The organism is Enterobacter cloacae complex sp. SHL020, assembly GCF_049236945.1.
In the GTDB taxonomy this organism is placed as follows: Bacteria; Pseudomonadota; Gammaproteobacteria; order Enterobacterales; family Enterobacteriaceae; genus Enterobacter; species Enterobacter dykesii.
In genome coordinates this window covers 182,040-207,957 of sequence record NZ_JBMKJF010000003.1, presented here as the reverse complement: position 1 = coordinate 207,957, position 25,918 = coordinate 182,040, and the positions used below count along the sequence as shown (strand labels likewise).

The 25,918-nt window shown below is 55.6% G+C and carries 23 protein-coding genes, 1 pseudogene and 1 other annotated feature; of the genes and pseudogenes, 19 read left to right on the top strand and 5 right to left on the bottom strand.

The window, feature by feature from the left end; genetic code table 11:
- Positions 1-8 precede the first annotated feature (8 nt).
- Positions 9-1,361 carry a cell envelope integrity protein CreD gene (gene creD / locus ACOTZB_RS09805; protein WP_421627200.1) on the top strand — a complete coding sequence of 451 codons (1,353 nt, stop codon included), beginning with the start codon at positions 9-11 and terminating at the stop codon, positions 1,359-1,361.
- Between the two features lie 46 nt (positions 1,362-1,407).
- On the opposite strand, the gene arcA is transcribed toward creD, so the two are convergent.
- Positions 1,408-2,124 (bottom strand): two-component system response regulator ArcA, encoded by a 717-nt coding sequence (gene arcA, locus ACOTZB_RS09800; RefSeq protein WP_003856501.1) that lies wholly within the window; start codon positions 2,122-2,124, stop codon positions 1,408-1,410.
- Positions 2,125-2,219: 95 nt separating this feature from the next.
- Here arcA and yjjY point away from each other — a divergent pair, with 95 nt between their 5' ends.
- The 7 genes from yjjY to ACOTZB_RS09765 all read left to right on the top strand — a co-directional run bounded on the left by yjjY (position 2,220) and on the right by ACOTZB_RS09765 (position 8,993).
- Positions 2,220-2,360, top strand: a complete 141-nt coding sequence (gene yjjY / locus ACOTZB_RS09795) for a protein YjjY (RefSeq protein ID WP_085928893.1) — start codon at positions 2,220-2,222, stop codon at positions 2,358-2,360.
- Positions 2,361-2,759: 399 nt separating this feature from the next.
- Positions 2,760-3,446 (top strand): tRNA/rRNA methyltransferase, encoded by a 687-nt coding sequence (locus tag ACOTZB_RS09790; protein ID WP_032660775.1) that lies wholly within the window; start codon positions 2,760-2,762, stop codon positions 3,444-3,446.
- A gap of 211 nt (positions 3,447-3,657) precedes the next feature.
- Entirely contained in the window at positions 3,658-3,726 is a 69-nt protein-coding gene (thrL, locus tag ACOTZB_RS09785; protein WP_015572623.1) for a thr operon leader peptide, read from the top strand.
- Positions 3,665-3,782: a sequence feature (Thr leader region), on the top strand. It overlaps the preceding gene by 62 nt.
- A gap of 24 nt (positions 3,783-3,806) precedes the next feature.
- Entirely contained in the window at positions 3,807-6,269 is a 2,463-nt protein-coding gene (gene thrA, locus ACOTZB_RS09780) for a bifunctional aspartate kinase/homoserine dehydrogenase I (RefSeq protein ID WP_421627012.1), read from the top strand.
- Between the two features lies 1 nt (position 6,270).
- A complete protein-coding gene (thrB, locus tag ACOTZB_RS09775) occupies positions 6,271-7,200 on the top strand; it encodes a homoserine kinase (protein WP_223605159.1) in 930 nt (309 codons plus the stop codon).
- Between the two features lie 3 nt (positions 7,201-7,203).
- Positions 7,204-8,490 (top strand): threonine synthase, encoded by a 1,287-nt coding sequence (gene thrC / locus ACOTZB_RS09770; protein WP_421627011.1) that lies wholly within the window; start codon positions 7,204-7,206, stop codon positions 8,488-8,490.
- A gap of 200 nt (positions 8,491-8,690) precedes the next feature.
- Positions 8,691-8,993, top strand: a complete 303-nt coding sequence (locus ACOTZB_RS09765; protein WP_421627009.1) for a DUF2502 domain-containing protein — start codon at positions 8,691-8,693, stop codon at positions 8,991-8,993.
- Between the two features lie 32 nt (positions 8,994-9,025).
- Here ACOTZB_RS09765 and yaaA read toward each other — a convergent pair whose 3' ends face one another.
- Entirely contained in the window at positions 9,026-9,799 is a 774-nt protein-coding gene (yaaA, locus tag ACOTZB_RS09760; RefSeq protein ID WP_421627008.1) for a peroxide stress protein YaaA, read from the bottom strand.
- A 66-nt stretch (positions 9,800-9,865) separates the two neighbouring features.
- On the bottom strand, positions 9,866-11,296 hold the full coding sequence (locus tag ACOTZB_RS09755; protein ID WP_421627007.1) for an alanine/glycine:cation symporter family protein: 1,431 nt from the start codon (positions 11,294-11,296) through the stop codon (positions 9,866-9,868).
- Between the two features lie 262 nt (positions 11,297-11,558).
- Here ACOTZB_RS09755 and tal point away from each other — a divergent pair, with 262 nt between their 5' ends.
- The 3 genes from tal to ACOTZB_RS09740 all read left to right on the top strand — a co-directional run bounded on the left by tal (position 11,559) and on the right by ACOTZB_RS09740 (position 14,655).
- Positions 11,559-12,512: a transaldolase gene (gene tal, locus ACOTZB_RS09750; protein ID WP_023310342.1), complete on the top strand. Its 954-nt coding sequence runs from the start codon at positions 11,559-11,561 to the stop codon at positions 12,510-12,512.
- A gap of 110 nt (positions 12,513-12,622) precedes the next feature.
- Positions 12,623-13,210, top strand: a complete 588-nt coding sequence (gene mog, locus ACOTZB_RS09745; RefSeq protein WP_337279713.1) for a molybdopterin adenylyltransferase — start codon at positions 12,623-12,625, stop codon at positions 13,208-13,210.
- 122 nt (positions 13,211-13,332) lie between these two features.
- The gene (locus ACOTZB_RS09740; protein WP_421627006.1) at positions 13,333-14,655 is read left to right on the top strand and encodes an MFS transporter; all 1,323 of its coding nucleotides are present in this window, start codon (positions 13,333-13,335) and stop codon (positions 14,653-14,655) included.
- Here the strand turns inward: ACOTZB_RS09740 and satP are convergent.
- Positions 14,632-15,198, bottom strand: coding sequence for an acetate uptake transporter (satP, locus tag ACOTZB_RS09735; protein WP_023334461.1), 567 nt, complete (start codon positions 15,196-15,198; stop codon positions 14,632-14,634). The genes ACOTZB_RS09740 and satP overlap by 24 nt on opposite strands.
- 296 nt (positions 15,199-15,494) lie before the next feature.
- Between satP and dnaK the strand changes: the two genes are divergently transcribed.
- The 4 genes from dnaK (at position 15,495) to nhaR (ending at position 20,947) form a co-directional block, all read left to right on the top strand.
- Complete coding sequence (gene dnaK, locus ACOTZB_RS09730) at positions 15,495-17,408, top strand: molecular chaperone DnaK (protein WP_421627005.1); 1,914 nt, start codon at positions 15,495-15,497, stop codon at positions 17,406-17,408.
- An 87-nt stretch (positions 17,409-17,495) separates the two neighbouring features.
- On the top strand, positions 17,496-18,641 hold the full coding sequence (gene dnaJ, locus ACOTZB_RS09725; protein WP_023310347.1) for a molecular chaperone DnaJ: 1,146 nt from the start codon (positions 17,496-17,498) through the stop codon (positions 18,639-18,641).
- 172 nt (positions 18,642-18,813) lie between these two features.
- Complete coding sequence (nhaA, locus tag ACOTZB_RS09720; protein WP_045355102.1) at positions 18,814-19,989, top strand: Na+/H+ antiporter NhaA; 1,176 nt, start codon at positions 18,814-18,816, stop codon at positions 19,987-19,989.
- Positions 19,990-20,047: 58 nt separating this feature from the next.
- Positions 20,048-20,947: a transcriptional activator NhaR gene (gene nhaR / locus ACOTZB_RS09715; protein WP_032660752.1), complete on the top strand. Its 900-nt coding sequence runs from the start codon at positions 20,048-20,050 to the stop codon at positions 20,945-20,947.
- Positions 20,948-21,004: 57 nt separating this feature from the next.
- Here nhaR and rpsT read toward each other — a convergent pair whose 3' ends face one another.
- Entirely contained in the window at positions 21,005-21,268 is a 264-nt protein-coding gene (rpsT, locus tag ACOTZB_RS09710; RefSeq protein ID WP_003856458.1) for a 30S ribosomal protein S20, read from the bottom strand.
- 101 nt (positions 21,269-21,369) lie between these two features.
- Between rpsT and ACOTZB_RS09705 the strand changes: the two are divergent.
- The 4 genes and pseudogenes from ACOTZB_RS09705 (at position 21,370) to lspA (ending at position 25,884) form a co-directional block, all read left to right on the top strand.
- Positions 21,370-21,588, top strand: a pseudogene (locus ACOTZB_RS09705) (DUF2575 domain-containing protein).
- 7 nt (positions 21,589-21,595) lie between these two features.
- The gene (ribF, locus tag ACOTZB_RS09700; protein ID WP_023310350.1) at positions 21,596-22,522 is read left to right on the top strand and encodes a bifunctional riboflavin kinase/FAD synthetase; all 927 of its coding nucleotides are present in this window, start codon (positions 21,596-21,598) and stop codon (positions 22,520-22,522) included.
- A gap of 45 nt (positions 22,523-22,567) precedes the next feature.
- Positions 22,568-25,384: an isoleucine--tRNA ligase gene (gene ileS / locus ACOTZB_RS09695; protein ID WP_421627004.1), complete on the top strand. Its 2,817-nt coding sequence runs from the start codon at positions 22,568-22,570 to the stop codon at positions 25,382-25,384.
- Positions 25,384-25,884, top strand: a complete 501-nt coding sequence (gene lspA / locus ACOTZB_RS09690; protein WP_047346316.1) for a signal peptidase II — start codon at positions 25,384-25,386, stop codon at positions 25,882-25,884. The genes ileS and lspA overlap by 1 nt, the downstream gene beginning before the upstream one ends.
- The last annotated feature ends 34 nt before the right edge of the window (positions 25,885-25,918 follow it).

Genomic DNA, 25,918 nt, shown 5'->3' with positions numbered 1-25,918 from the left:
GAGACGTAATCATGAAATCCCCACTGTTCTGGAAAATTAGCACCCTGCTGGGGTGCATCCTGCTGCTGTTAGTTCCGCTGTTTATGGTCAGTAACCTGATTTCAGAGCGGGAGAGCTACCGCAACGATGTCGAAAATACGCTGCGCCAGAGTACCAGCGGACCGCAAAAACTGGTCGGCCCGATGATTGCGATTCCGATGACGGAGATCTTTTACAAGATAGAGGATGAGAAGAAGGTCGAATACAAGAAAAGCTACATGCATTTCATTCTGCCGGAATCTCTGGTTGTTGAAGGGAACCAACGCGTTGAGTCGAGAAATATTGGTATCTATGACGGACAGATCTGGAACACGGACCTGAAGATAAAAGCGCAGTTTAATACCGAAGAGCTGAAGCAGTTGAAAGGGGAAACGATCGCGACAGGGCAGCCGTTTATCGTGACGGGCGTTGGCGACGCGCGGGGTATTGGCACGGTCAGTATCTCTAAAATCAATGGTGAAACTCTAAGCGTGGAACCTGGTTCAGGCGTCTACGGTGCGCTTGCTGGGATCCATATCCCACTGACCGACAAAGCGCTGGAAGCCAAAACGTTTGCGCTTGAGATGTCACTCAACCTGGCAGGAACCGGCAGTTTTGCGGTGGTGCCGGTAGGGCGTAATAGCGACATGACGCTCAACAGCAACTGGCCGCATCCGGGTTTTATGGGCGATTATCTCCCTGTTAAGCATCAAATAGGCGAGTCTGGTTTCCAGGCGAACTGGCAGAGCAGCTGGTTTGCAAATAACCTTGAGAGCTGGTTCTACGGCAAGGAATCGCCGGAGTGGGAGGCGCTCCCGGCCTTTAGCGTGACGGTAGCGACGCCAGCCGACCAGTATCAATTGACCGACCGGGCAATTAAATACGCTATTTTGCTGATTGCGCTGACGTTTATGGCCTTCTTCGTCTTCGAAACCTTAACCGGATTACGCCTTCACCCGATGCAGTATCTGCTGGTGGGGCTGTCGCTGGTCCTGTTCTATCTGGTGCTGCTGGCGCTGTCTGAACACGTCGGGTTTACGCCAGCCTGGGTTGTTGCAAGCCTGGTTGGCGCAGCGATGAACGGAATGTACCTGCAGGCCGTGTTGAAAAGCTGGAAACGCAGCGGGCTGTTTGTGCTGGCACTCCTCGGACTGGATGTCGTGATGTGGTTCCTGCTGCGCTCGGAGGACAGCGCATTGCTACTGGGCTCTGCTGTTCTTGCCCTGGCGCTGTTCGCGGTGATGTACCTGACCCGGCATTTCGACTGGTACTCGCTCTCTCAGCCGAAGCGACCAGAGCCACCCGCAGCACCTGATAACGATACGATGCGGATTTGGAAATAAAAAAAACGGCGCAAATGCGCCGTTTTTTAATGCGTTAACTGCGGGATTACTCCTGCAGATCGCCGCAGAAACGGTACCCTTCGCCGTGGATCGTGGCGATGATTTCCGGCGTATCTGGCGTAGATTCGAAATGCTTACGAATACGACGAATGGTCACGTCTACAGTACGGTCGTGCGGTTTCAGCTCACGGCCGGTCATTTTCTTCAGCAGCTCTGCACGGGACTGAATTTTGCCCGGGTTTTCGCAGAAGTGCAGCATCGCGCGGAATTCACTGCGCGGCAGTTTATACTGCTCACCGTTCGGGCTGATCAGCGAACGGCTATTGATATCAAGTTCCCAGCCGTTGAATTTGTAGCTGTCTACGCTACGACGCTCTTCGCTGACCGTACCCAGGTTCATGGTGCGGGACAGCAGGTTGCGTGCACGAATGGTTAACTCGCGAGGGTTGAACGGCTTGGTGATGTAGTCATCCGCACCGATTTCCAGGCCAAGAATTTTATCAACTTCGTTATCACGGCCCGTCAGGAACATTAACGCGACGTTCGCCTGCTCGCGCAGTTCGCGCGCCAGAAGAAGACCGTTTTTGCCCGGCAGGTTAATATCCATGATCACCAGGTTGATATCATTTTCAGAAAGAATCTGATGCATCTCTGCGCCATCGGTCGCTTCAAAGACATCGTAGCCTTCTGCTTCGAAAATGCTCTTTAACGTGTTGCGTGTTACCAACTCGTCTTCAACGATAAGAATGTGCGGGGTCTGCATGTTTGCTACCTAAATTGCCAACTAAATCGAAACAGGAAGTACAAAAGTCCCTGACCTGCCTGATGCATGTCGCAAATTAACATGATCGGCTTAACGTGACTAAAGTACGTAATTGCGTTCTTGATGCACTTTCCATCAACGTCAACAACATCATTAGCTTGGTCTTGGGTACTTTCCCTTTGGACCCGACAGTGTCAAAAACGGCTGTCATCCTAACCATTTTAACAGCAACATAACAGGCTAAGTGACACCAGACACCCAATAAAACTACGCTTCGTTGACATATATCAAGTTCAATTGTAGCACGTTAACAGTTTGATGAAATCATCGTAGCGGAATGCTAGCCTTTGTCACAATTTTTCAATAAACCAACTAGTTGCGGACATTGATTTATAAACGAAGCGAATCCAATCAGAATAGGGTATTCATGTCGCCATTATCATTATAAAACATAGGGATAATAGTGTTCTGTTAACATTCTAACTGATTGTTCAGACAAGGAATAGTTTAGCGTTTTTAATTTGTTATGAAACGCTATTTCGGTGATTTGTGTTGCAATTTTGTAAATTCGCGCTGCGTAATATGTTGAAGTGCATCACATTTTTACCCGCTAACTGATTAAAAAGAGAGCATAAATGCATCTGTCGATTGTACTGGTTGCCCCAGCCAGAGCTGAAAATATAGGCGCTGCCGCGCGTGCCATGAAAACCATGGGGTTCACAGATTTACGTATCGTGGACAGCACTGCCCACCTGGAGCCTGCGGCTCGTTGGGTAGCGCACGGATCGGGCGATATCCTCGATAATATAACCACTTACGCTACGCTTGCTGATGCGCTGCACGACATTTCGTTTACCGTTGCGACCACCGCGCGCAGCCGTGCGAAGTTCCATTACTATGCCACGCCAGCGGAGCTGGTGCCGATGCTGAGCGAGAAAAGCCAGTGGCTGGAGAAGGCCGCGCTGGTGTTTGGTCGCGAAGATTCCGGATTAACCAACGAAGAGCTGGAACTGGCGGACGTTCTTACCGGTGCGCCGATGGTCGCCGATTATCCCTCCCTGAATTTAGGCCAGGCGGTCATGGTCTACTGCTATCAATTAGCCTCCCTAATACAAATCCCCCAACCTCCGGCAGAAGGGGCAAATGAAAATCAGCTGGCTGCGCTGCGCGCTCGCGTTGAGCAACTGTTGTCTCAGCTGGGGGTAGCGGACGATCAGAAAATGGCTGACTGGCTGCAGCAGCGTTTGGGCCGTCTTGAGCAGCGGGACACCGCAATGCTGCACCGTTTGCTGCACGATATTGAAAAAAAATTGGCGGAGTAAAATCCTGTCATAAGTTTTTAATATGGCGAATAAGTCTGTCCAGAAGGGTTGCTATTGGGCGAATCGGATGAAAATAATTCTGCAAACAGCGGGACGTGAGAGTCTCCCGAATTGTGATCAAATTAAAAATTCGTTGACTTAAGGTGCTCGATCCTTTAACCCTAAAAGAATACAGGACAGACAGATAATAATGACAGAGTACACAACATCCATGAAACGCATCAGCATCACCACCATTACTACAACCATCATCATTACCACAGGTAACGATGCGGGCTGACGCGTACAGGAAAAACAAAAAAAAGCCCGCACCTGAACAGTGCGGGCTTTTTTTTCGGCTAAAGGAAACGAGGTAGAACCATGCGAGTGTTGAAGTTCGGCGGTACATCAGTGGCAAATGCAGAACGTTTTCTGCGTGTTGCCGATATCCTGGAAAGCAACGCCAGGCAGGGGCAGGTTGCTACCGTGCTCTCTGCCCCGGCAAAAATCACGAACCATCTGGTGGCGATGATTGAAAAAACCATCGGTGGCCAGGATGCACTCCCGAACATCAGCGACGCAGAGCGCATCTTCGCTGACTTACTGCAAGGGCTGGCAGAGGCGCTGCCTGGCTTCCCGCACGCTCAGCTGAAGTCCTTCGTTGAGCAGGAGTTCGCGCAAATCAAACACGTCCTGCACGGCATAAGCCTTCTCGGCCAGTGCCCGGACAGCGTCAACGCGGCGCTGATCTGCCGGGGCGAAAAACTCTCTATCGCCATCATGGCCGGCGTGCTGGAAGCGCGCGGCCATAGCGTGACCGTAATCGATCCGGTTGAAAAACTGCTGGCGGTGGGCCACTACCTCGAATCCACCGTTGATATTGCCGAATCAACCCGCCGTATCGCCGCCAGCAAAATTCCGTCTGACCATATGATCCTGATGGCAGGCTTCACCGCCGGTAACGAGAAGGGGGAGCTGGTGGTGCTGGGCCGTAACGGCTCCGACTACTCCGCTGCCGTGCTGGCCGCCTGTTTACGCGCGGACTGTTGTGAAATCTGGACTGACGTCGACGGCGTTTATACCTGTGACCCGCGTCAGGTACCGGACGCCAGGCTGCTGAAGTCGATGTCGTACCAGGAAGCGATGGAGCTTTCCTACTTCGGCGCCAAAGTGCTTCACCCGCGTACCATCTCCCCGATTGCCCAGTTCCAGATCCCTTGCCTGATTAAAAACACCGGTAATCCGCAGGCGCCGGGTACGCTGATTGGCGCGAGTACCGATGAAGACGGTTTGCCGGTCAAAGGCATCTCCAACCTCAACAACATGGCGATGTTCAGCGTCTCCAGTCCGGGGATGAAGGGGATGGTCGGCATGGCGGCGCGCGTCTTTGCTGCTATGTCCCGCAACGGTATCTCGGTGGTGCTGATTACCCAGTCTTCTTCCGAATACAGCATCAGCTTCTGCGTGCCGCAGGCCGACTGCCTGCGCGCCCGCCGCGCGCTGGAGGACGAGTTCTACCTGGAGCTGAAAGAAGAGCTGCTGGAGCCGCTCGCCATTCAGGAGCGTCTGGCGATTATCTCCGTGGTCGGCGACGGCATGCGCACGCTGCGCGGTATCTCCGCCAAGTTCTTTGCCGCGCTGGCGCGCGCCAATATCAATATCGTGGCGATTGCCCAGGGCTCGTCAGAGCGTTCAATTTCTGTTGTCGTGGACAACGATGACGCTACCACCGGCGTACGCGTGGTTCACCAGATGCTGTTCAACACCGATCAGGTTATCGAGCTGTTCCTGATCGGCGTCGGCGGGGTGGGCGGCGCGCTGCTGGAGCAGGTGAAGCGTCAGCAGGAGTGGCTGAAGAAGAAACACATCGATCTGCGCGTCTGCGGAATTGCCAACTCAAAAGCGCTGCTGACCAACGTCCACGGCCTGAACCTGGAAAACTGGCAGGCTGAGTTGAAAGAGGCAAAAGAGCCGTTCAACCTGGGCCGCCTGATCCGTCTGGTGAAAGAGTACCACCTGCTCAACCCGGTGATTGTCGACTGTACCTCGAACCAGGCGGTGGCCGACCAGTACGCCGACTTCCTGCGCGAAGGGTTCCACGTGGTGACGCCGAACAAAAAGGCCAACACCTCGTCGATGGATTACTATCACCAGCTGCGTCTGGCGGCGAGCAAGTCGCGCCGCAAGTTCCTGTACGACACCAACGTGGGCGCGGGCCTGCCGGTTATCGAGAACCTGCAGAACCTGCTGAACGCCGGCGACGAACTGCAGCGTTTCTCCGGCATTCTCTCCGGCTCGCTGTCGTTTATCTTCGGCAAGCTGGATGAGGGGATGAGCCTGTCGGAAGCCACCCGCGCCGCGCGCGAGCTGGGCTATACCGAGCCGGATCCGCGTGACGATCTCTCCGGTATGGACGTGGCGCGCAAGCTGCTGATCCTCGCCCGTGAAACGGGCCGTGAGCTTGAGCTTTCCGATATCGTGATTGAACCCGTGCTGCCAGCAGAATTTGACAGCAGCGGTGATGTCGCTGCATTCATGGCAAATTTGCCGCAGCTTGACGACGCTTTTGCCGCTCGCGTTGCGAAAGCCCGTGATGAAGGTAAGGTATTGCGCTATGTTGGCAACATTGAAGAAGATGGCGTGTGCCGGGTGAAGATTGCCGAAGTGGATGGCAACGACCCGCTGTACAAAGTCAAAAACGGCGAAAACGCCCTCGCGTTTTACAGCCACTATTATCAGCCACTGCCGCTGGTGCTTCGCGGCTATGGCGCAGGGAACGATGTTACGGCGGCGGGTGTGTTTGCCGATCTGCTGCGTACCCTGTCATGGAAGTTAGGAGTTTAACATGGTCAAAGTTTATGCCCCGGCTTCCAGCGCGAATATGAGCGTCGGATTTGACGTGCTGGGCGCGGCGGTGACGCCGGTGGATGGTTCGCTGCTGGGCGATACGGTCACGGTGGAAGCGGCAGACAGCTTCAGCCTGAAAAACGTGGGCCGCTTCGCCAGCAAACTGCCGTCCGACCCGCGCGAGAATATCGTCTATCAGTGCTGGGAACGCTTCTGTCAGGAGATCGGTAAAAACGTGCCGGTTGCCATGACGCTGGAAAAAAGTATGCCGATTGGCTCGGGTCTGGGTTCCAGCGCCTGCTCGGTGGTCGCCGCGCTGGTGGCGATGAACGAGCACTGCGGCAAGCCGCTAAACAACAACCGCCTGCTGGGGTTGATGGGCGAGCTGGAAGGGCGCATCTCCGGCAGCATTCACTATGACAACGTGGCGCCGTGCTTCCTCGGCGGCATGCAGCTGATGATCGAAGAAAATGGCATCATCAGCCAGCAGGTGCCAGGGTTTGATGAGTGGCTGTGGGTGCTGGCCTATCCGGGCATTAAGGTCTCTACCGCGGAAGCGCGTGCGATCCTGCCCGCGCAGTATCGTCGTCAGGACTGTATCGCCCACGGGCGTCATCTGGCGGGCTTTATCCACGCCTGCTACACCCGTCAGCCGCAGCTGGCGGCGAAGCTGATGAAGGACGTCATTGCCGAGCCGTACCGCACGAAGCTGCTGCCGGGCTTTAACGAGGCGCGCCAGGCATCCATGGATATCGGCGCGCAGGCGTGCGGCATCTCCGGCTCCGGCCCGACGCTGTTCGCCCTGTGCGACAAGCCTGACACCGCGCAGCGCGTGGCGGACTGGCTCTCTAAACACTACCTGCAAAATCAGGAAGGCTTTGTTCATATTTGCCGTCTGGACACGGCTGGCGCACGAGTACTGGGATAATTAATGAAACTCTACAATCTTAAAGATCATAACGAGCAGGTCAGCTTCGCGCAGGCGGTGACTCAGGGACTGGGCAAAAATCAGGGGCTGTTCTTCCCGCATGACCTGCCGGAATTCCAGCTGACCGACATCGACGAGCTGCTGAAACAGGACTTCGTCACCCGCAGCACCAAAATTCTGTCTGCGTTTATCGGCGACGAAATTCCGCAGGAGCTGCTGGAAGAGCGCGTGCGTGCGGCGTTCGCTTTCCCGGCGCCGGTTAAGCAGGTTGAGCCTGACGTTGGCTGCCTGGAGCTGTTCCACGGCCCGACCCTGGCGTTTAAAGACTTCGGCGGCCGCTTTATGGCGCAGATGCTGACCCACATCAGCGGCGATAAACCGGTGACCATCCTGACCGCGACCTCCGGGGACACCGGTGCGGCGGTGGCGCACGCGTTTTACGGCCTGAAAAACGTCCGCGTGGTGATCCTCTACCCGAAAGGCAAAATCAGCCCGCTGCAGGAAAAACTGTTCTGTACGCTCGGCGGCAACATTGAAACCGTGGCGATCGACGGCGATTTCGATGCCTGCCAGGCGCTGGTCAAGCAGGCCTTCGACGACGAAGAGCTGAAGGTGGCCCTGGGGCTTAACTCTGCTAACTCCATCAACATCAGCCGTCTGCTGGCGCAGATCTGCTACTACTTCGAAGCGGTGGCGCAGCTGCCGCAGGAAGCGCGTAATCAGCTGGTGGTTTCCGTGCCGAGCGGTAACTTCGGTGACCTGACGGCGGGCCTGCTGGCGAAATCCCTGGGTCTGCCGGTGAAACGCTTTATCGCGGCGACCAACGCCAATGACACCGTGCCGCGCTTCCTGAAAGACGGAAAGTGGGCGCCGAACGCCACGCAGGCGACGCTCTCCAACGCGATGGATGTGTCACAGCCGAACAACTGGCCGCGCGTGGAAGAGTTGTTCCGCCGTAAGATCTGGCGTCTGGGTGACCTGGGCTACGCCGCGGTGACGGATGAAACCACCAAAGCGACCATGCGCGAGCTGAAGGCGGTGGGGTATACCTCTGAACCGCACGCGGCGATTGCCTACCGCGCGCTGCGCGACCAGCTTAACCCGGGTGAATATGGCCTGTTCCTTGGCACCGCGCATCCGGCGAAATTCAAAGAGAGCGTGGAAGATATTCTGGGCGAAACGCTGCTGCTGCCAAAAGAGCTGGCCGAGCGTGCCGACCTGCCGCTGCTGTCACATGAGCTACCCGCAGATTTTGCCGCGCTGCGTAAGCTGATGATGACCCGCGCGTGATTGTGTTGCCGGGTGGCGGCGAAGCCGCCACCCGGCTTTTTTATGGAGAAATTAAGGAGAGAAAAAGCAGGAAAAAAGCAGAAATTCCCAATAAATGCGGTCACTTAGCGTTTAGGATTGCAGAGAATAACATCCCCCGTTCCCCTCGCGTAATCTCCTTACATCGGCCCACGTTGGGCAAGAAGAATAAGGAGTCACCTGTGTCTACACTGAAACCTGCACTCATCGCGCTTTCACTGGTGCTGGCCGCCCCCATGGCGGTTCAGGCATCTGAAATTACCCTCGTACCTGCGGTAAAACTGCAGATTGGCGACCGGGATAACAACGGGCACTACTGGGACGGCGGCCGCTGGCGCGACCACGACTGGTGGAAGGCGCATTATGACTGGCGTGATAACCACTGGCGTCCACATGATGAGTATCGTAAACACGACGATCGTCACGATGACCATCACCACGATGACCACCGCGACGATCGCGGCCCGGACTGGAAACATCACTAATGCAAAACCCCGCCATAAGGCGGGGTTTGTTTTTACTGCTCGTGGCGCTTAAACACCAGCTCGCCTTTCCCCGACGACGCCTCGTCAAAGAAATAGCCTTCGCTGTTGAAGGCGGTTAGCTGCTCCGGCTTCGTCAGGCGGTTCTGGATGATGTAGCGGCTCATCAGGCCTCGCGCTTTCTTGGCGTAGAAGCTGATCACTTTGAACTTACCGTTCTTCTCGTCGAGGAACACCGGCTTGATGATTTCGGCATCCAGCTTTTTCGGCTTCACCGACTTGTAGTATTCATCGGATGCCAGGTTAATCACCACGTTATCGCCCTGGGCATGCAGCGCCGCGTTCAGTTTGTCGGTAATGATATCGCCCCAGAAATGGTACAGATCTTTGCCTTTGGCATTTTCCAGGCGAATCCCCATCTCCAGACGATACGGCTGCATCAGATCCAGCGGGCGCAGTACGCCGTACAGACCCGACAGCATACGCAGATGCTGCTGGGCATAATCGAAATCGGCTTCGCTAAAATCTTCCGCCTGCAGGCCGGTATAGACATCGCCTTTAAACGCCAGAATCGCCTGGCGAGCGTTCGCCGGGGTGAAATCCGGGTGCCACTCGTGAAAGCGGGTCGCGTTAAGATCGGCCAGTTTGTCGCTGATGCTCATCAGCGAGGCGATTTGCGGCGCAGAGAGCTTACGCGCTTCGCGGATCAGCTGTTGCGAGTAGTCCAGCAGTTCAGGCTGGGTATAGCGCTCGGTGGCGAGCGGGCTCTGGTAGTCGAGCGTTTTTGCAGGTGAAATCAGAATCAGCATATCCAGTCCTTGCAGGAAATTTAGAGCGACTTTAGCAAAAAATCGCCCTGAATTGATCGATAGCTGTTATTGCCGCGGCAAATCATCCCACGTGCCGGGGGCAAGCTGCGCCTTAACGTCGGGATAGCGGGCGGGATCAAATACCGGCGGAACGCCGAGTTTGCGCTGACGAAGGTAGTCTCTGGCAATCAGCGTAACCACGGGCGAGAGCAGCAGGATCGCCGTGAGGTTCGTGATCGCCATCAGTGCCATAATGATATCGGCCAGCTGCCAGACCAGCGGCATACTGAGGAAGGAGCCAGCGACGATCATCAGTATGACCGCGAGCCGCAGGGCTCCGATTGCGGTACGCGAGTCGAGTTTCAGGAAAATAAGGTTATTTTCGGCGTAGAGGTAATTCACCACAATCGAACTGAAGGCAAACAACACCAGGACGAGCGAGACAAATCCTGCTCCCCAGCCGCCGGTCAGGCTCACCAGCGCCTGTTGGAGAAGCTGTATTCCGGCGTTACCAGAAGAATGCGGGACGGGGCCTGCCAGCAGTAAAATCATGGCGCTGGCGGAACAGATGATAATGGTATCGGTAAAGACGCCAATCATCTGCACAATGCCCTGTGCGGCCGGGTGCGGCGGCCAGGAAGAGGCGGCAGCGGCCGCGTTGGGGGTTGACCCCATTCCGGCTTCATTGGAGAACATGCCCCGCTGAAAACCCGCCATCAGCGCCTGGCTAAAGGTGTAGCCCAGCGCCCCGGAGGCCACCTCGCGCCAGCCAAAAGCGCTTTTGACGATGGTCGCAATCACGCCCGGCACCTGGTCGATATGCAGTGCGGCGACGAACAGGCTCGCGGCAACCCAGAGCAGTGCCATAACGGGAACCAGCCACTGCATCAGGCGGGCAACGCCCCTGAGACCGGCTGAAATGGTGAGCAAAACGACGAGGGCTAACACGATACCGGCGATCCACTCCGGGCAGGAGAAGGCATAGCGCAGGGCATTGGCGACAGAATTTGCCTGGACGGTATTAAAAATAAGGCCGTACGCGAGCAGTAAAAAAAGCGAGAACAGAACGCCCATCCAGCGCATCCCTAAGCCACGCGCCATGTACCAGGCAGGACCGCCGCGAAACTGGCCGTTTTTATCTTTCTCTTTATACAGCTGGGCGAGCGAACTTTCGGCAAAGGAGGTGGCCATCCCGAGTAGCGCCGTCACCCACATCCAGAAGACCGCGCCTGGCCCACCGGCGCTGATGGCCAGCGCAACGCCCGCCAGATTTCCGCTGCCGAGGCGTGCCGCCAGGCTGGTACAGAGTGCCTGGAACGACGTTAATCCGCCCGGCTGGGGCGTAACGCTGTTTTTCAGACTTCTGCCAAACTTGCGGATATAACGAAACTGGATAAACCCACTGCGTAGCGTAAACCAAATCCCTGCTCCCAGAAGCAGGTAAATCATTATCGAACCCCAGAGGACTTCGTTAATAAAGAAAAAGAAATCAGGCATTAACGTCCCTCTTGTTGATGCCAATGTGAATATGTAAGCGCTACCACTGATTGGGCATGCTGTTGCTTAGCAGCCTGTTAATCTTCCGAGTTTACCATACTCTACCTAAGCGCACTGTCTGCGGTTGCGCTACCCCTCCGTCGTGTTATCATCAGGGCAGACCGGTTACATCCCCCTAACAAGTAAACCTGTCATTTTTCCGCTGCAGGCATGCTGTCGGTAGCGTGAATTATCCAGGGCACGTTAAAAGAGAAACACTATCATGACGGATAAATTGACCTCCCTTCGTCAGTTCACCACTGTCGTAGCTGACACCGGAGATATCGCGGCAATGAAGCTGTACCAGCCGCAGGATGCCACAACTAACCCTTCTCTGATCCTTAACGCCGCACAGATCCCTGAGTATCGCAAACTGATTGACGACGCAGTGACCTGGGCGAAAGCACAGAGCAACGACCGCGCGCAGCAGGTTGTGGATGCCACCGACAAACTGGCAGTGAACATCGGTCTGGAAATCCTGAAGCTGGTTCCTGGCCGTATCTCTACCGAAGTGGACGCACGTCTCTCCTACGACACCGAAGCGTCTATCGCGAAAGCGAAACGTCTGATCAAAATGTACAACGACGCTGGCATCAGCAACGACCGTATCCTGATCAAACTGGCTTCTACCTGGCAGGGTATCCGCGCGGCAGAGCAGCTGGAAAAAGACGGTATCAACTGTAACCTGACCCTGCTGTTCTCCTTCGCGCAGGCGCGCGCATGTGCAGAAGCGGGCGTATACCTGATTTCTCCGTTCGTGGGCCGTATTCTGGACTGGTACAAAGCCAACACCGATAAGAAAGAGTACGCGCCGGCTGAAGATCCAGGCGTGGTTTCTGTTACTGAAATCTACGAATACTACAAACAGCACGGCTATGAGACCGTGGTTATGGGCGCAAGCTTCCGTAACGTCGGTGAAATCATCGAGCTGGCTGGCTGTGACCGCCTGACCATCGCCCCTGCGCTGCTGAAAGAGCTGGCAGAAAGCGAAGGTACCATCGAGCGTAAGCTGTCTTACACCGGTGAAGTGAAAGCACGCCCAGAGCGCATCACTGAATCCGAGTTCCTGTGGCAGCACAACCAGGATCCAATGGCTGTAGACAAACTGGCGGACGGTATCCGTAAGTTTGCTGTTGACCAGGGCAAACTGGAAAAAATGATCGGCGACCTGCTGTAATCATTCTGCGTGACCGGGTTCCCGGTCACGCGACTGCTTTCGTACCCTGTCTGAATCTCATCTCTGCGTGTATCATTCCCTTTAATCAGTACTTTTTGAATTGAATGGATATGAATACCTTACGCATCGGCTTAGTGTCGATTTCTGACCGCGCCTCCAGCGGTGTTTACCAGGATAAAGGCATCCCCGCTCTGGAAGAGTGGCTTGGCAGCGCGCTGACCACCCCCTTTGACATTCAGACCCGCCTGATCCCTGACGAGCAGCCAATCATCGAGCAGACGCTCTGCGAGCTGGTGGATGAGATGAGCTGCCACCTTGTTCTGACGACGGGCGGAACCGGCCCCGCGCGCCGCGACGTGACGCCGGACGCAACGCTGGCGATTGCAGATCGTGAAATGCCGGGCTTCGGTGAGCAGATGCGCCAGATTAGCCTGCACTTTGTCCCGACAGCCATTTTGTCGCGCCAGGTTGGCGTGATCCGCAAACAGGCGTTAATACTTAATCTGCCGGGCCAGCCGAAATCAATTAAAGAGACGCTGGAAGGGCTGAAGGCGGAAGATGGCAGCGTCATCGTTCACGGCATCTTTGCAAGTGTGCCGTATTGTATACAGCTTCTTGACGGTCCGTATGTGGAAACCGATGAGAAAGTGGTAGCAGCTTTTCGTCCGAAAAACGCTCGTCGCGAAACAATCTCCTGAAATTAAACAATATGTGACATTAGCTGAAGCGGCGATAGCGTGGTAAAGCTTTTACGGTATAGTAATTTTTTCTTTACGATTGCTGTAAAAATAAATCCACAACACACGCATAATGGTTCGCTATGTCACATAACACCCGACCTCTGAATCGACAGGACTACAAAACTCTCACGCTCGCGGCCTTAGGCGGCGCGCTGGAGTTTTACGACTTTATCATCTTCGTCTTCTTCGCCGCCGTGGTGGGAGAGCTCTTCTTCCCGGCTGATATCCCGGAATGGCTGCGTCAGGTGCAAACCTTCGGCATTTTTGCCGCCGGGTATCTGGCGCGTCCGCTGGGCGGCATTATCATGGCCCACTTTGGCGATCTGGTCGGGCGCAAGAAGATGTTTACCCTTAGCATCCTGCTGATGGCCGTGCCGACGCTGGCTATTGGTCTGCTGCCCACCTATGCCTCGATGGGCATTCTCGCTCCGTTGCTGCTGTTGCTGATGCGCGTTCTTCAGGGCGCGGCGATTGGCGGTGAAGTGCCGGGCGCGTGGGTGTTTGTCGCGGAGCATGTTCCGGCGCGCCGCATTGGTATCGCCTGCGGAACCTTAACGGCGGGACTGACGGTCGGGATCCTGCTCGGCTCGGTGGTCGCAACCATTGTGAATACCAGCATGACGCAGCAGGCCGTGCACGACTGGGGCTGGCGTATTCCTTTCCTGCTGGGCGGGGCGTTTGGTCTGGTGGCGATGTACCTTCGCCGCTGGCTGCAGGAGACGCCGATTTTCCTCGAGATGCAGCAGCGCAAAGCGCTGGCGCAGGAGCTGCCGGTGAAGGCGGTCGTGGTACGCCATAAAAGAGCGGTGGTGGTGTCGATGCTGCTCACCTGGCTGCTCTCGGCGGGCATTGTGGTGGTGATATTGATGTCCCCGGTGTGGCTGCAAAAGCAGTACGGCTTCGCCCCTGCCGTGACGCTACAGGCGAACAGTATCGCGACAATCATGCTCTGCTTTGGCTGTCTCGCCGCCGGGCTGGCGGCTGATCGTTTCGGCACCAGCGTTACCTTTATCGTCGGCAGCCTGCTACTGGCCGCATCAAGCTGGGCGTTTTATCATCTGGCAGGCAGCCATCCTGAACAGCTGTTCCTGCTGTACGGCACGGTAGGGCTGTGCGTGGGCGTTGTCGGGGCCGTACCGTACGTGATGGTCCGCGCGTTCCCACCGGAGGTACGCTTCACCGGGATCTCATTTTCCTACAACGTGTCGTATGCCATTTTCGGCGGGCTGACGCCGATTGCGGTGACGGTGCTGATGGGCGTGTCGCCGATGGCGCCAGCCTGGTACGTACTCGCGCTTTCGTTGATGGGGCTGGGATTAGGGATTTGGCTGGGGCAGATGAAGGGATGTCGTGCCCGCGATGCGGACACGACAGAGGGATCAGTGTTTTTCACCAATCGGTAGAATGGTGCGGTCAAACTGCTCGTTCAGCACTTCACCCATTGCGAGGTAGATAGCGCTTGCGCCGCAAACCAGACCAATCCAGCCTGCAACATGAACGATGCCTTCGTTATCCACCAGGTGACCGATCGCCAGCAGGGCGAACAGCACGGTCAGGCTCAGGAAAACGAACTGCAGCATGCGGTTACCTTTCAGGGTACCGAAGAACATGAACAGGGTGAAGACGCCCCACAGGCCCAGGTAAACGCCCAGGAAGTGAGCGTTTGCCGCGTCTGCCATGCCCATTTTAGGCAGTAGCAGAATGGCAACCAGGGTCAGCCAGAAAGAACCGTAAGAGGTGAAGGCGGTTAAGCCGAAGGTATTGCCTTTCTTATATTCCAGCAGGCCCGCGAAGATTTGCGCGATACCGCCGTAAAAAATGCCCATCGCCAGGATGATGCCATCCATCGGGAACATCCCGATATTGTGCAGGTTCAGCAGGATAGTGGTCATGCCAAAACCCATCAGGCCCAGCGGAGCCGGATTAGCCAACTTAGTGTTGCCCATAAGTCCTCAAAAAAATCATCATTAATATGGTGAAATGGTTAAACCCGCGTCAATACTCCCTGACGGGGCGCGGCATCATAATGGGCGCAATCGATGGCGTCTATGATCTCATCAGGGTGAAATTAAAATTTTTTTTATGCTTGCCCCTTGATGGATGCCGTCGCGACCCCATCTTGTAGTCAACCGCAGTGTGTGGACCTGAAAAAAATCAAATCTGGGCAGTTGAAAAAGCACGTTCTGCCCTTATTACAGGTACACAACCACATGTTGACTGAATTTTTAGTGGAGACGTTTAGATGGGTAAAATTATTGGTATCGACCTGGGTACTACCAACTCTTGTGTAGCGATTATGGATGGCACTACTGCACGCGTGCTGGAGAACGCCGAGGGCGATCGCACCACGCCTTCTATCATTGCTTATACCCAGGATGGTGAAACTCTGGTTGGTCAGCCGGCTAAACGTCAGGCAGTGACAAACCCGCAAAACACCCTGTTTGCGATTAAACGCCTGATCGGCCGCCGCTTCCAGGACGAAGAAGTTCAGCGTGACGTTTCCATCATGCCTTACAAAATCATCGCGGCAGATAACGGCGATGCATGGCTTGATGTGAAAGGCACCAAAACTGCACCACCGCAGATTTCTGCTGAAGTGCTGAAAAAAATGAAGAAAACCGCTGAAGATTACCTGGGTGAACCGGTAACTGAAGCTGTTATCACCGTTCCTGCATACTTCAACGATGCTCAGCGTCAGGCAACCAAAGATGCTGGTCGTATCGCAGGTCTGGAAGTAAAACGTATCATCAACGAACCAACCGCTGCTGCACTGGCTTACGGTCTGGATAAAGAAGTTGGCAACCGTACTATCGCGGTTTACGACCTGGGTGGTGGTACCTTCGATATCTCTATTATCGAAATCGACGAAGTTGACGGCGAAAAAACCTTCGAAGTTCTGGCAACCAACGGTGATACCCACCTGGGGGGTGAAGACTTCGATACCCGTCTGATCAACTACTTCGTTGACGAGTTCAAGAAAGATCAGGGCATTGACCTGCGTAACGACCCGCTGGCCATGCAGCGCCTGAAAGAAGCCGCTGAGAAAGCGAAGATCGAGCTGTCTTCCGCTCAGCAGACCGACGTGAACCTGCCGTACATCACCGCAGACGCGACCGGTCCAAAACACATGAACATCAAAGTGACCCGTGCGAAACTGGAAAGCCTGGTAGAAGACCTGGTGAACCGTTCAATCGAGCCGCTGAAAGTTGCCCTGCAGGACGCTGGCCTGTCCGTATCTGACATCCAGGACGTTATCCTGGTGGGTGGTCAGACCCGTATGCCAATGGTTCAGAAGAAAGTGGCTGAGTTCTTTGGTAAAGAGCCACGTAAAGACGTTAACCCGGACGAAGCGGTTGCAATCGGCGCTGCGGTTCAGGGTGGCGTACTGACCGGTGAAGTTAAAGACGTACTGCTGCTGGACGTTACCCCGCTGTCTCTGGGTATCGAAACCATGGGCGGTGTGATGACTGCGCTCATCAACAAAAACACCACCATCCCAACGAAACACAGCCAGGTGTTCTCTACCGCTGAAGACAACCAGTCTGCGGTAACCATCCATGTGATTCAGGGTGAGCGTAAGCGTGCGGCGGATAACAAATCTCTGGGTCAGTTCAACCTTGACGGTATTAACCCGGCACCGCGCGGCATGCCGCAGATCGAAGTCACCTTCGACATCGATGCTGACGGTATCCTGCACGTGTCTGCGAAAGACAAAAACAGCGGTAAAGAGCAGAAGATCACCATCAAGGCATCTTCTGGCCTGAACGAAGCGGAAATCGAAAAAATGGTTCGCGATGCCGAAGCTAACGCGGAATCCGACCGTAAGTTCGAAGAGCTGGTTCAGACCCGTAACCAGGGTGACCATCTGCTGCACAGCACCCGTAAGCAGGTTGAAGAAGCAGGCGATAAACTGCCAGCGGAAGACAAGACTGCTATCGAAGCTGCACTGAGTGCGCTGGAATCCTCACTGAAAGGTGAAGATAAAGCGGACATCGAAGCGAAGATGCAGGAACTGGCGCAGGCTTCTCAGAAGCTGATGGAAATCGCTCAGCAGCAGCACGCTCAACAGCAGGCGGGCGCTGACGCTTCGGCGAACAACGCGAAAGACGACGACGTTGTCGACGCTGAGTTCGAAGAAGTTAAAGATAAAAAATAATCGCCCTGATGCAGGGTAATTAATCGGCACGGGCGTAGGAGAACTCTCCACGCCCGTGCTCGCATGTTAAGGGGCTTAAAAAAACCAATGGCAAAGCAAGACTATTACGAGATTTTAGGCGTTCCGAAAACTGCGGAAGAGCGTGAAATCAAAAAGGCGTACAAGCGCCTGGCCATGAAATTCCACCCGGACCGTAACCAGGGTGACAAAGAGGCTGAAGCCAAATTTAAAGAGATCAAAGAAGCCTACGAAGTCCTGACCGATGCACAAAAACGTGCGGCCTATGACCAGTACGGTCACGCAGCCTTTGAACAGGGCGGCATGGGCGGCGGTGGATTCGGCGGCGGCGGCTTTGGCGGCGGTGCTGACTTCAGCGATATCTTTGGCGATGTATTTGGCGACATCTTCGGCGGCGGCCGTGGTCGTCAGCGCGCGGCGCGCGGCGCGGACCTGCGATATAACATGGAGCTGACGCTGGAAGAGGCCGTTCGCGGTGTCACCAAAGAGATCCGTATTCCGACGCTGGAAGAGTGTGACGTTTGCCACGGCAGCGGCGCGAAAGCGGGTACGCAGCCTCAGACCTGTCCAACCTGTCACGGCTCTGGTCAGGTACAGATGCGTCAGGGCTTCTTCGCGGTACAGCAGGCCTGTCCGCACTGTCACGGTCGCGGCACGCTGATTAAAGATCCGTGCACCAAATGCCACGGCCACGGTCGCGTTGAGAAAACCAAAACACTGTCCGTTAAGATCCCGGCTGGCGTCGATACGGGCGACCGCATCCGTCTGGCAGGTGAGGGCGAAGCAGGGGAGCACGGCGCACCGGCGGGCGATCTGTACGTTCAGGTGCAGGTGAAACAGCACGCTATTTTCGAGCGTGAAGGTAATAACCTGTACTGCGAAGTGCCGATCAACTTCGCGATGGCGGCACTCGGTGGTGAAATCGAAGTGCCTACGCTGGACGGTCGCGTGAACCTGAAAGTGCCTGGGGAAACCCAGACCGGCAAGCTGTTCCGCATGCGCGGGAAAGGCGTTAAATCCGTTCGCGGTGGCGCCCAGGGCGACCTGCTGTGCCGCGTCGTCGTCGAAACGCCGGTTGGCCTGAACGACAAGCAGAAACAGCTGCTGAAAGAACTGCAGGAGAGCTTTGGCGGCCCAACGGGTGAGAAAAACAGCCCGCGTTCCAAAAGCTTCTTTGATGGCGTCAAAAAATTCTTCGATGATTTGACCCGCTAATTCGTTAGCTGATTTTCATCTTCGAAAAGCCCGGAAGCGATTCCGGGCTTTTTTATTTGCGCGTATAGCTCGGTTAAACTGAGTCTATACTCAACATTAATCTGTTTTTGCCGAGCTATTTGGCTTGGTATTATGGTTTTATCGAGGTATTGTTGTAAAAGAGAGAACTTAAATGAAATTACTACACCGTTTCTTTAGCAGTGAGGCGTCCGGTGGCGTGATCCTGATTATTGCCGCAGCGGCCGCGATGGTGCTGGCTAACCTTGGCATCACGCAGGATCTCTACCATGCATTTCTGGAAACGCCCGTTGAGCTGAAGGTCGGGGCGCTGGAAATTAACAAGAACATGCTGCTGTGGATCAACGATGCGCTAATGGCGGTATTCTTCCTGCTGGTGGGTCTTGAGGTTAAGCGTGAGCTGGTTCTAGGCTCGCTTGCCAGCCGCCAGCGCGCGGCGTTTCCTGTGATTGCAGCCATCGGCGGAATGGTCGTTCCGGCGTTGCTCTTCCTGGCGTTCGCCTGGCAGGATCCTGTTGCGCGTGACGGCTGGGCGATCCCGGCCGCGACGGATATCGCCTTTGCGCTCGGTGTCTTAGCCTTGCTCGGTAGCCGCGTGCCGGTGGCCCTGAAAATCTTCCTGATGGCGCTGGCGATCATCGATGACCTGGGCGCCATTGTGATTATCGCGCTGTTCTACACCAGCGATCTGTCGATCCTGTCCCTGAGCGTCGCCGCCGGGGCGATTGCGGTGCTGGCGCTGCTGAACATCTTCAATGTTCGCCGTATCGGTATCTATATCCTGGTGGGGATGGTGCTGTGGACGGCGGTGCTAAAATCCGGCGTGCACGCCACGCTGGCAGGCGTGATTGTGGGCTTCTTCGTGCCGCTTAAACCGCAGGACGGCAAGTCGCCCGCCAAACAGCTGGAGCATGTGCTGCACCCGTGGGTTGCCTTTATGATCCTGCCGCTGTTTGCGTTTGCCAACGCGGGCGTTTCCCTTGGCGGGGTGACGCTGGACGGGCTGACGTCCGTGCTGCCGCTGGGCATTATTGCCGGGCTGTTTATCGGCAAGCCGCTGGGTATTAGCCTCTTCTGCTGGCTGGCGACGAAGCTGAAGCTGGCGTCATTGCCGCACGGCACAACTTTTGGTCAAATTATGGCCGTCGGCGTGCTGTGCGGAATCGGGTTTACTATGTCGATCTTTATCTCGACGCTGGCGTTTGGTGCGCATGCGCCTGAGCTTATCGTCTGGGCGAAACTCGGCATTCTCATCGGATCATTACTGGCCGCGGTAATCGGTTATACCTTGTTGAAGGTGAAGTTGTCCGGACAGGCCGTCCAGGCATAACGGAACACCGGGAGGAGGCGATCCTCCTTCCGATATACACTCAGGGAGAGAAGATGCGATGTCTCATTTAAATTACAACCATCTGTACTACTTCTGGCACGTCTACAAACAGGGCTCGGTAGTGGGGGCGGCAGAGGCGCTCTACCTGACGCCGCAAACCATCACCGGGCAAATCAAGGCCCTGGAAGAGCGTCTGCAGGGCAAGCTGTTCAAGCGTAAGGGGCGTGGGATTGAACCCAGCGAACTGGGTGAACTGGTTTTCCGCTATGCGGACAAAATGTTCACCCTGAGCCAGGAGATGCTGGATATCGTCAACTATCGCAAAGAGTCGAACCTGCTCTTTGACGTGGGCGTGGCGGATGCGCTGTCCAAGCGACTGGTGAGCGGCGTGCTGGATGCGGCGGTAGTTGAAGACGAGCAAATCCACCTGCGCTGCTTTGAATCCACCCACGAGATGCTTCTGGAACAGCTGAGCCAGCACAAGCTGGACATGATTATCTCGGACTGCCCGATTGACTCCACCCAGCAGGAAGGGCTGTTCTCGGTGAAGATTGGCGAATGCGGCGTGAGCTTCTGGTGCATTAATCCGCCGCCGGAAAAACCGTTCCCCGCGTGCCTTGAAGAGCGCCGCCTGCTGGTACCTGGGCGACGTTCCATGCTCGGACGCAAGCTGCTGAACTGGTTTAACTCGCAGGGGCTAAAGGTAGAAATCCTCGGAGAGTTTGACGATGCGGCGCTGATGAAAGCCTTTGGCGAAGCGCATAATGCGATCTTCGTTGCGCCGACGCTGTACGCGCACGATCTCTATTCAGACGACAAGATTACGGAGATAGGCAGAGTGGATAACGTGATGGAGGAGTATCACGCCATTTTTGCCGAAAGAATGATTCAGCATCCGGCGGTGCAGCGAATCTGCAATCGTGACTACTCGGCGCTGTTTACGCCACCGGCAATCTGAAGGCATAAAAAAACCCGCGTTAAGCGGGTTCTTTAAACAAGCAACAACAAGTAGCGATTAAGCCAGTTTGTTGATCTGCGCGGTCAGGTTTGCTTTATGACGCGCTGCTTTGTTTTTGTGGATCAGACCTTTAGCAGCCTGACGATCCACGATTGGTTGCATTTCGTTAAATGCGTTCTGCGCTGCAGCTTTGTCGCCTGCTTCGATTGCTGCGTATACTTTCTTGATGAAAGTACGCATCATAGAGCGACGGCTTGCGTTGTGCTTACGAGCCTTTTCAGACTGAACGGCACGTTTCTTAGCTGATTTGATATTAGCCAAGTCCAACTCCCAAATATGTTCTATGTGGACAATTCAAAGGCCGAGGAATATGCCCTCTTTGCCTTCTTTTGTCAATGGATTTGTGCAAATAAGCGCCGTTAATTAGCGACGCTACGTTACGTAGTGATGGCGCAGGATTCTACCAGCTTGTCTTCCCTGAATACAGCCTTTCGGCATAAAAATCGCAGTTCAGGAGCAGATTTTTTCGCTGCGAAAGGTCAGCCTGATGAAATCATTACGGCTTTCTGTTTTGCGCGAACAATCGCCGGTTAACCTTAACCGCTGTACAAGGTATACTTTGGCGATTTTCACTGTTTTGAGCCAGACATGAAGCTGATACGCGGCATACATAATCTCAGCAGCGCGCCACACGGGTGCGTGCTGACTATTGGTAATTTCGACGGCGTGCATCGTGGTCATCAGGCGCTGTTGCAGGGATTGCGTAAAGAAGGGGAGGCCCGTGGCCTGCCCGTTGTAGTGATGATTTTCGAGCCGCAGCCGCTGGAGCTGTTCGCGGGCGATAAATCTCCCGCCCGACTTACCCGCCTGCGCGAGAAGTTGCGCTATCTGGCGGAGTCCGGCGTGGACTATGTATTGTGTTTACGTTTCGATCGTCGCTTTGCCGCGCTGACAGCACAAAACTTCGTCAGCGACCTGCTGGTTAAGCGTCTTGGAGTTCAGTTTCTCGCCGTGGGTGATGATTTCCGCTTTGGCGCTGGTCGTCAGGGCGATTTCTTGCTATTACAGAAGGCTGGTCTGGAGTACGGATTTGACGTCACCAGCGCGATGACCTTCTGCGAAGGCGGCGTGCGAGTCAGCAGCACGGCGGTGCGTCAGGCGCTGGCTAATGATGACCTGGACACGGCAGAAACCCTGCTGGGGCATCCGTTCACCATCTCTGGCCGCGTGGTCCATGGCGATGCGCTGGGCCGCACGATAGGCTTCCCGACGGCGAATATACCGCTGCGTCGTCAGGTTTCCCCGGTTAAAGGGGTGTATGCGGTGGAAGTGGCAGGACTGGGCGATAAGCCGTTCTACGGCGTCGCCAACATTGGCACGCGTCCGACCGTCGCCGGTGTGCGACAACAGTTAGAAGTGCACCTGCTGGACGTTGTAATGGACCTCTATGGTCGCCATATAGATGTGATACTGCGTAAAAAAATACGCAACGAGCAGCGATTTGGTTCGCTGGATGAACTAAAAGCGCAAATTGCGCGAGATGAATTGACGGCCCGCGAGTTTTTTGGGCTTTGAACCCGGCTTAACTGCCTACGTGATAAATACGGAACCGAGAATCTGATGAGTGACTATAAATCAACCCTGAATTTGCCGGAAACAGGGTTCCCGATGCGCGGCGATCTCGCCAAGCGTGAACCGGGAATGCTGGCGCGTTGGACCGATGATGACCTGTACGGCATCATTCGTGCAGCCAAAAAAGGCAAAAAAACCTTCATTCTGCATGATGGCCCTCCATATGCGAATGGCAGCATTCATATTGGTCACTCGGTTAACAAGATTCTGAAAGACATTATCGTGAAGTCCAAAGGCCTCACGGGATATGACTCGCCTTACGTTCCGGGTTGGGACTGCCACGGTCTGCCAATTGAGCTGAAAGTGGAGCAAGAGTTTGGCAAACCGGGTGAGAAGTTCACCGCCGCCGAGTTCCGTGCGAAGTGCCGCGAATACGCAGCCACGCAGGTTGACGGTCAGCGCGCTGACTTCATCCGTCTGGGCGTGCTGGGCGACTGGTCGCACCCGTACCTGACCATGGACTTCAAAACCGAAGCCAACATCATCCGTGCGCTGGGTAAAATCATCGGTAACGGCCACCTGCACAAAGGTGCTAAGCCGGTGCACTGGTGCGTGGACTGCCGTTCTGCGCTGGCAGAAGCGGAAGTTGAGTATTACGACAAAACCTCTCCGTCTATCGACGTGGCGTTCAACGCTGTCGATCAGGATGCGGTGAAGGCTAAATTTGGCGTCTCCTCGGTAAACGGCCCGATCTCTCTGGTGATCTGGACCACCACCCCGTGGACCCTGCCGGCGAACCGTGCGATCTCCCTGTCCGGTGAGTTCGAATACGCGCTGGTGCAGATTGACGGTCAGGCGGTTATCCTGGCGAAAGATCTGGTTGAGAGCGTGCTGAAGCGCGCGCATATCAGCGACTACACCGTGCTGAGTACCGTGAAAGGCAACGCGCTGGAGCTGATGCGCTTCAAACACCCGTTCCTGGACTTCGACGTTCCGGCGATCCTGGGCGACCACGTGACGCTGGAAGCGGGTACCGGTGCGGTGCATACCGCCGGCGGCCACGGTCCTGACGACTACAACATCAGTCTGAAGTACGGTCTGGAAATCGCTAACCCGGTTGGCCCGGACGGATCTTACCTGCCTGGCACCTACCCGGCGCTGGACGGTATCAACGTCTTCAAAGCGAACGACATCATCGTCGACATGCTGCGCACCCGCGGCGCACTGCTGCACGTTGAAAAAATGCAGCACAGCTATCCGTGCTGCTGGCGTCATAAGACGCCGATCATCTTCCGTGCGACCCCGCAGTGGTTCGTCAGCATGGATCAGAAGGGCCTGCGCGAGCAGTCTCTGAAAGAGATCAAAGGCGTGCAGTGGATCCCTGACTGGGGCCAGGCGCGTATCGAATCCATGGTGGCTAACCGTCCTGACTGGTGTATCTCACGTCAGCGCACCTGGGGCGTGCCGATGTCTCTGTTCGTACATAAAGAGACGCAGGAGCTGCATCCGAACACCCTGGAACTGATGGAAGAAGTGGCGAAGCGCGTCGAAGTTGACGGTATTCAGGCGTGGTGGGATCTCGACGCCCGCGACATCCTGGGCGCTGACGCAGACAACTACGAGAAAGTGCCGGATACCCTGGACGTGTGGTTCGACTCCGGGTCTACTCACTCCTCCGTGGTTGACGTGCGTCCGGAATTCGCCGGTCACGCTGCCGATATGTATCTGGAAGGATCTGACCAACACCGCGGCTGGTTCATGTCATCTCTGATGATCTCCACCGCCATGAAGGGTAAAGCGCCTTACCGTCAGGTACTGACTCACGGCTTCACCGTGGATGGTCAGGGCCGCAAGATGTCCAAATCTATCGGTAACACCGTTTCTCCGCAGGATGTGATGAACAAGCTGGGCGCAGACATTCTGCGTCTGTGGGTGGCCTCTACCGATTACACCGGCGAAATGGCGGTGTCTGACGAGATCCTGAAGCGTGCTGCCGACAGCTATCGTCGTATCCGTAACACCGCGCGCTTCCTGCTGGCGAACCTGAACGGGTTCGATCCGGCAAAAGACATGGTGAAACCGGAAGAGATGGTGGTGCTGGATCGCTGGGCGGTAGGCTGCGCGAAAGCGGCGCAGGAAGATATCCTGAAAGCCTATGAGTCTTACGACTTCCACGAAGTGGTGCAGCGCCTGATGCGCTTCTGCTCCATCGAGATGGGCTCGTTCTACCTCGACATCATCAAAGACCGCCAGTACACCGCGAAAGCGGACAGCGTGGCGCGTCGTAGCTGCCAGACCGCGCTGTTCCACATCGCAGAAGCGCTGGTTCGCTGGATGGCGCCGATCATGTCCTTCACCGCGGATGAAATCTGGGGCTACCTGCCGGGCGACCGTGAGAAGTATGTGTTCACGGGCGAGTGGTACGAAGGTCTGTTCGATCTCTCCAGCACCGAAGCGATGAACGATGCCTTCTGGGACGAGCTCCTGAAAGTGCGTGGCGAAGTGAACAAGGTTATCGAGCAGGCGCGTGCAGACAAGAAAGTCGGCGGCTCTCTGGAAGCGGCAGTTACGCTGTATGCAGAACCGGAGCTGGCGGCGAAGCTGACGGCGCTGGGCGATGAATTACGATTTGTCCTGTTGACCTCCGGTGCGAAAGTTGCGGATTATGCCGATGCTTCTGCTGATGCTCAGCAGAGCGAACTGCTCAAAGGACTGAAAGTCGCGCTGAGCAAAGCCGACGGTGAGAAATGCCCGCGTTGCTGGCATTACACCACCGATGTTGGCCAGGTGGCGGAACACGCAGACATCTGCGGACGCTGTGTAAGCAACGTCGCCGGTGACGGCGAAAAACGTAAGTTTGCCTGATGAGTAAAACTCTCTGTTCAACAGGACTGCGCTGGCTGTGGCTGGTTGTGGTGGTGCTGATTATCGATCTGGGCAGCAAGTTCCTGATCCTCCAGAATTTCGCTCTGGGGGATACGGTCCCGCTGTTCCCGTCGCTTAACCTGCACTACGCGCGTAACTACGGCGCAGCGTTTAGTTTCCTTGCCGACAGCGGTGGCTGGCAGCGCTGGTTCTTTGCGGGTATCGCTCTCGGTATCTGCGTGATCCTCGCGGTGCTGATGTACCGCTCGAAGGCGACGCAAAAGCTGAATAACATCGCTTACGCGCTGATCATTGGCGGCGCGCTGGGCAACCTGTTTGACCGCCTGTGGCACGGCTTTGTGGTCGATATGATCGACTTCTACGTCGGCGACTGGCACTTCGCGACCTTTAACCTCGCTGATAGCGCAATTTGCATCGGTGCGGCGTTAATCGTGCTGGAAGGCTTCTTGCCTAAACCCGCCGCGAAAGAGCAGGCGTAATACACTCGCCCGGTGGTGAAATACTACCGGGCAA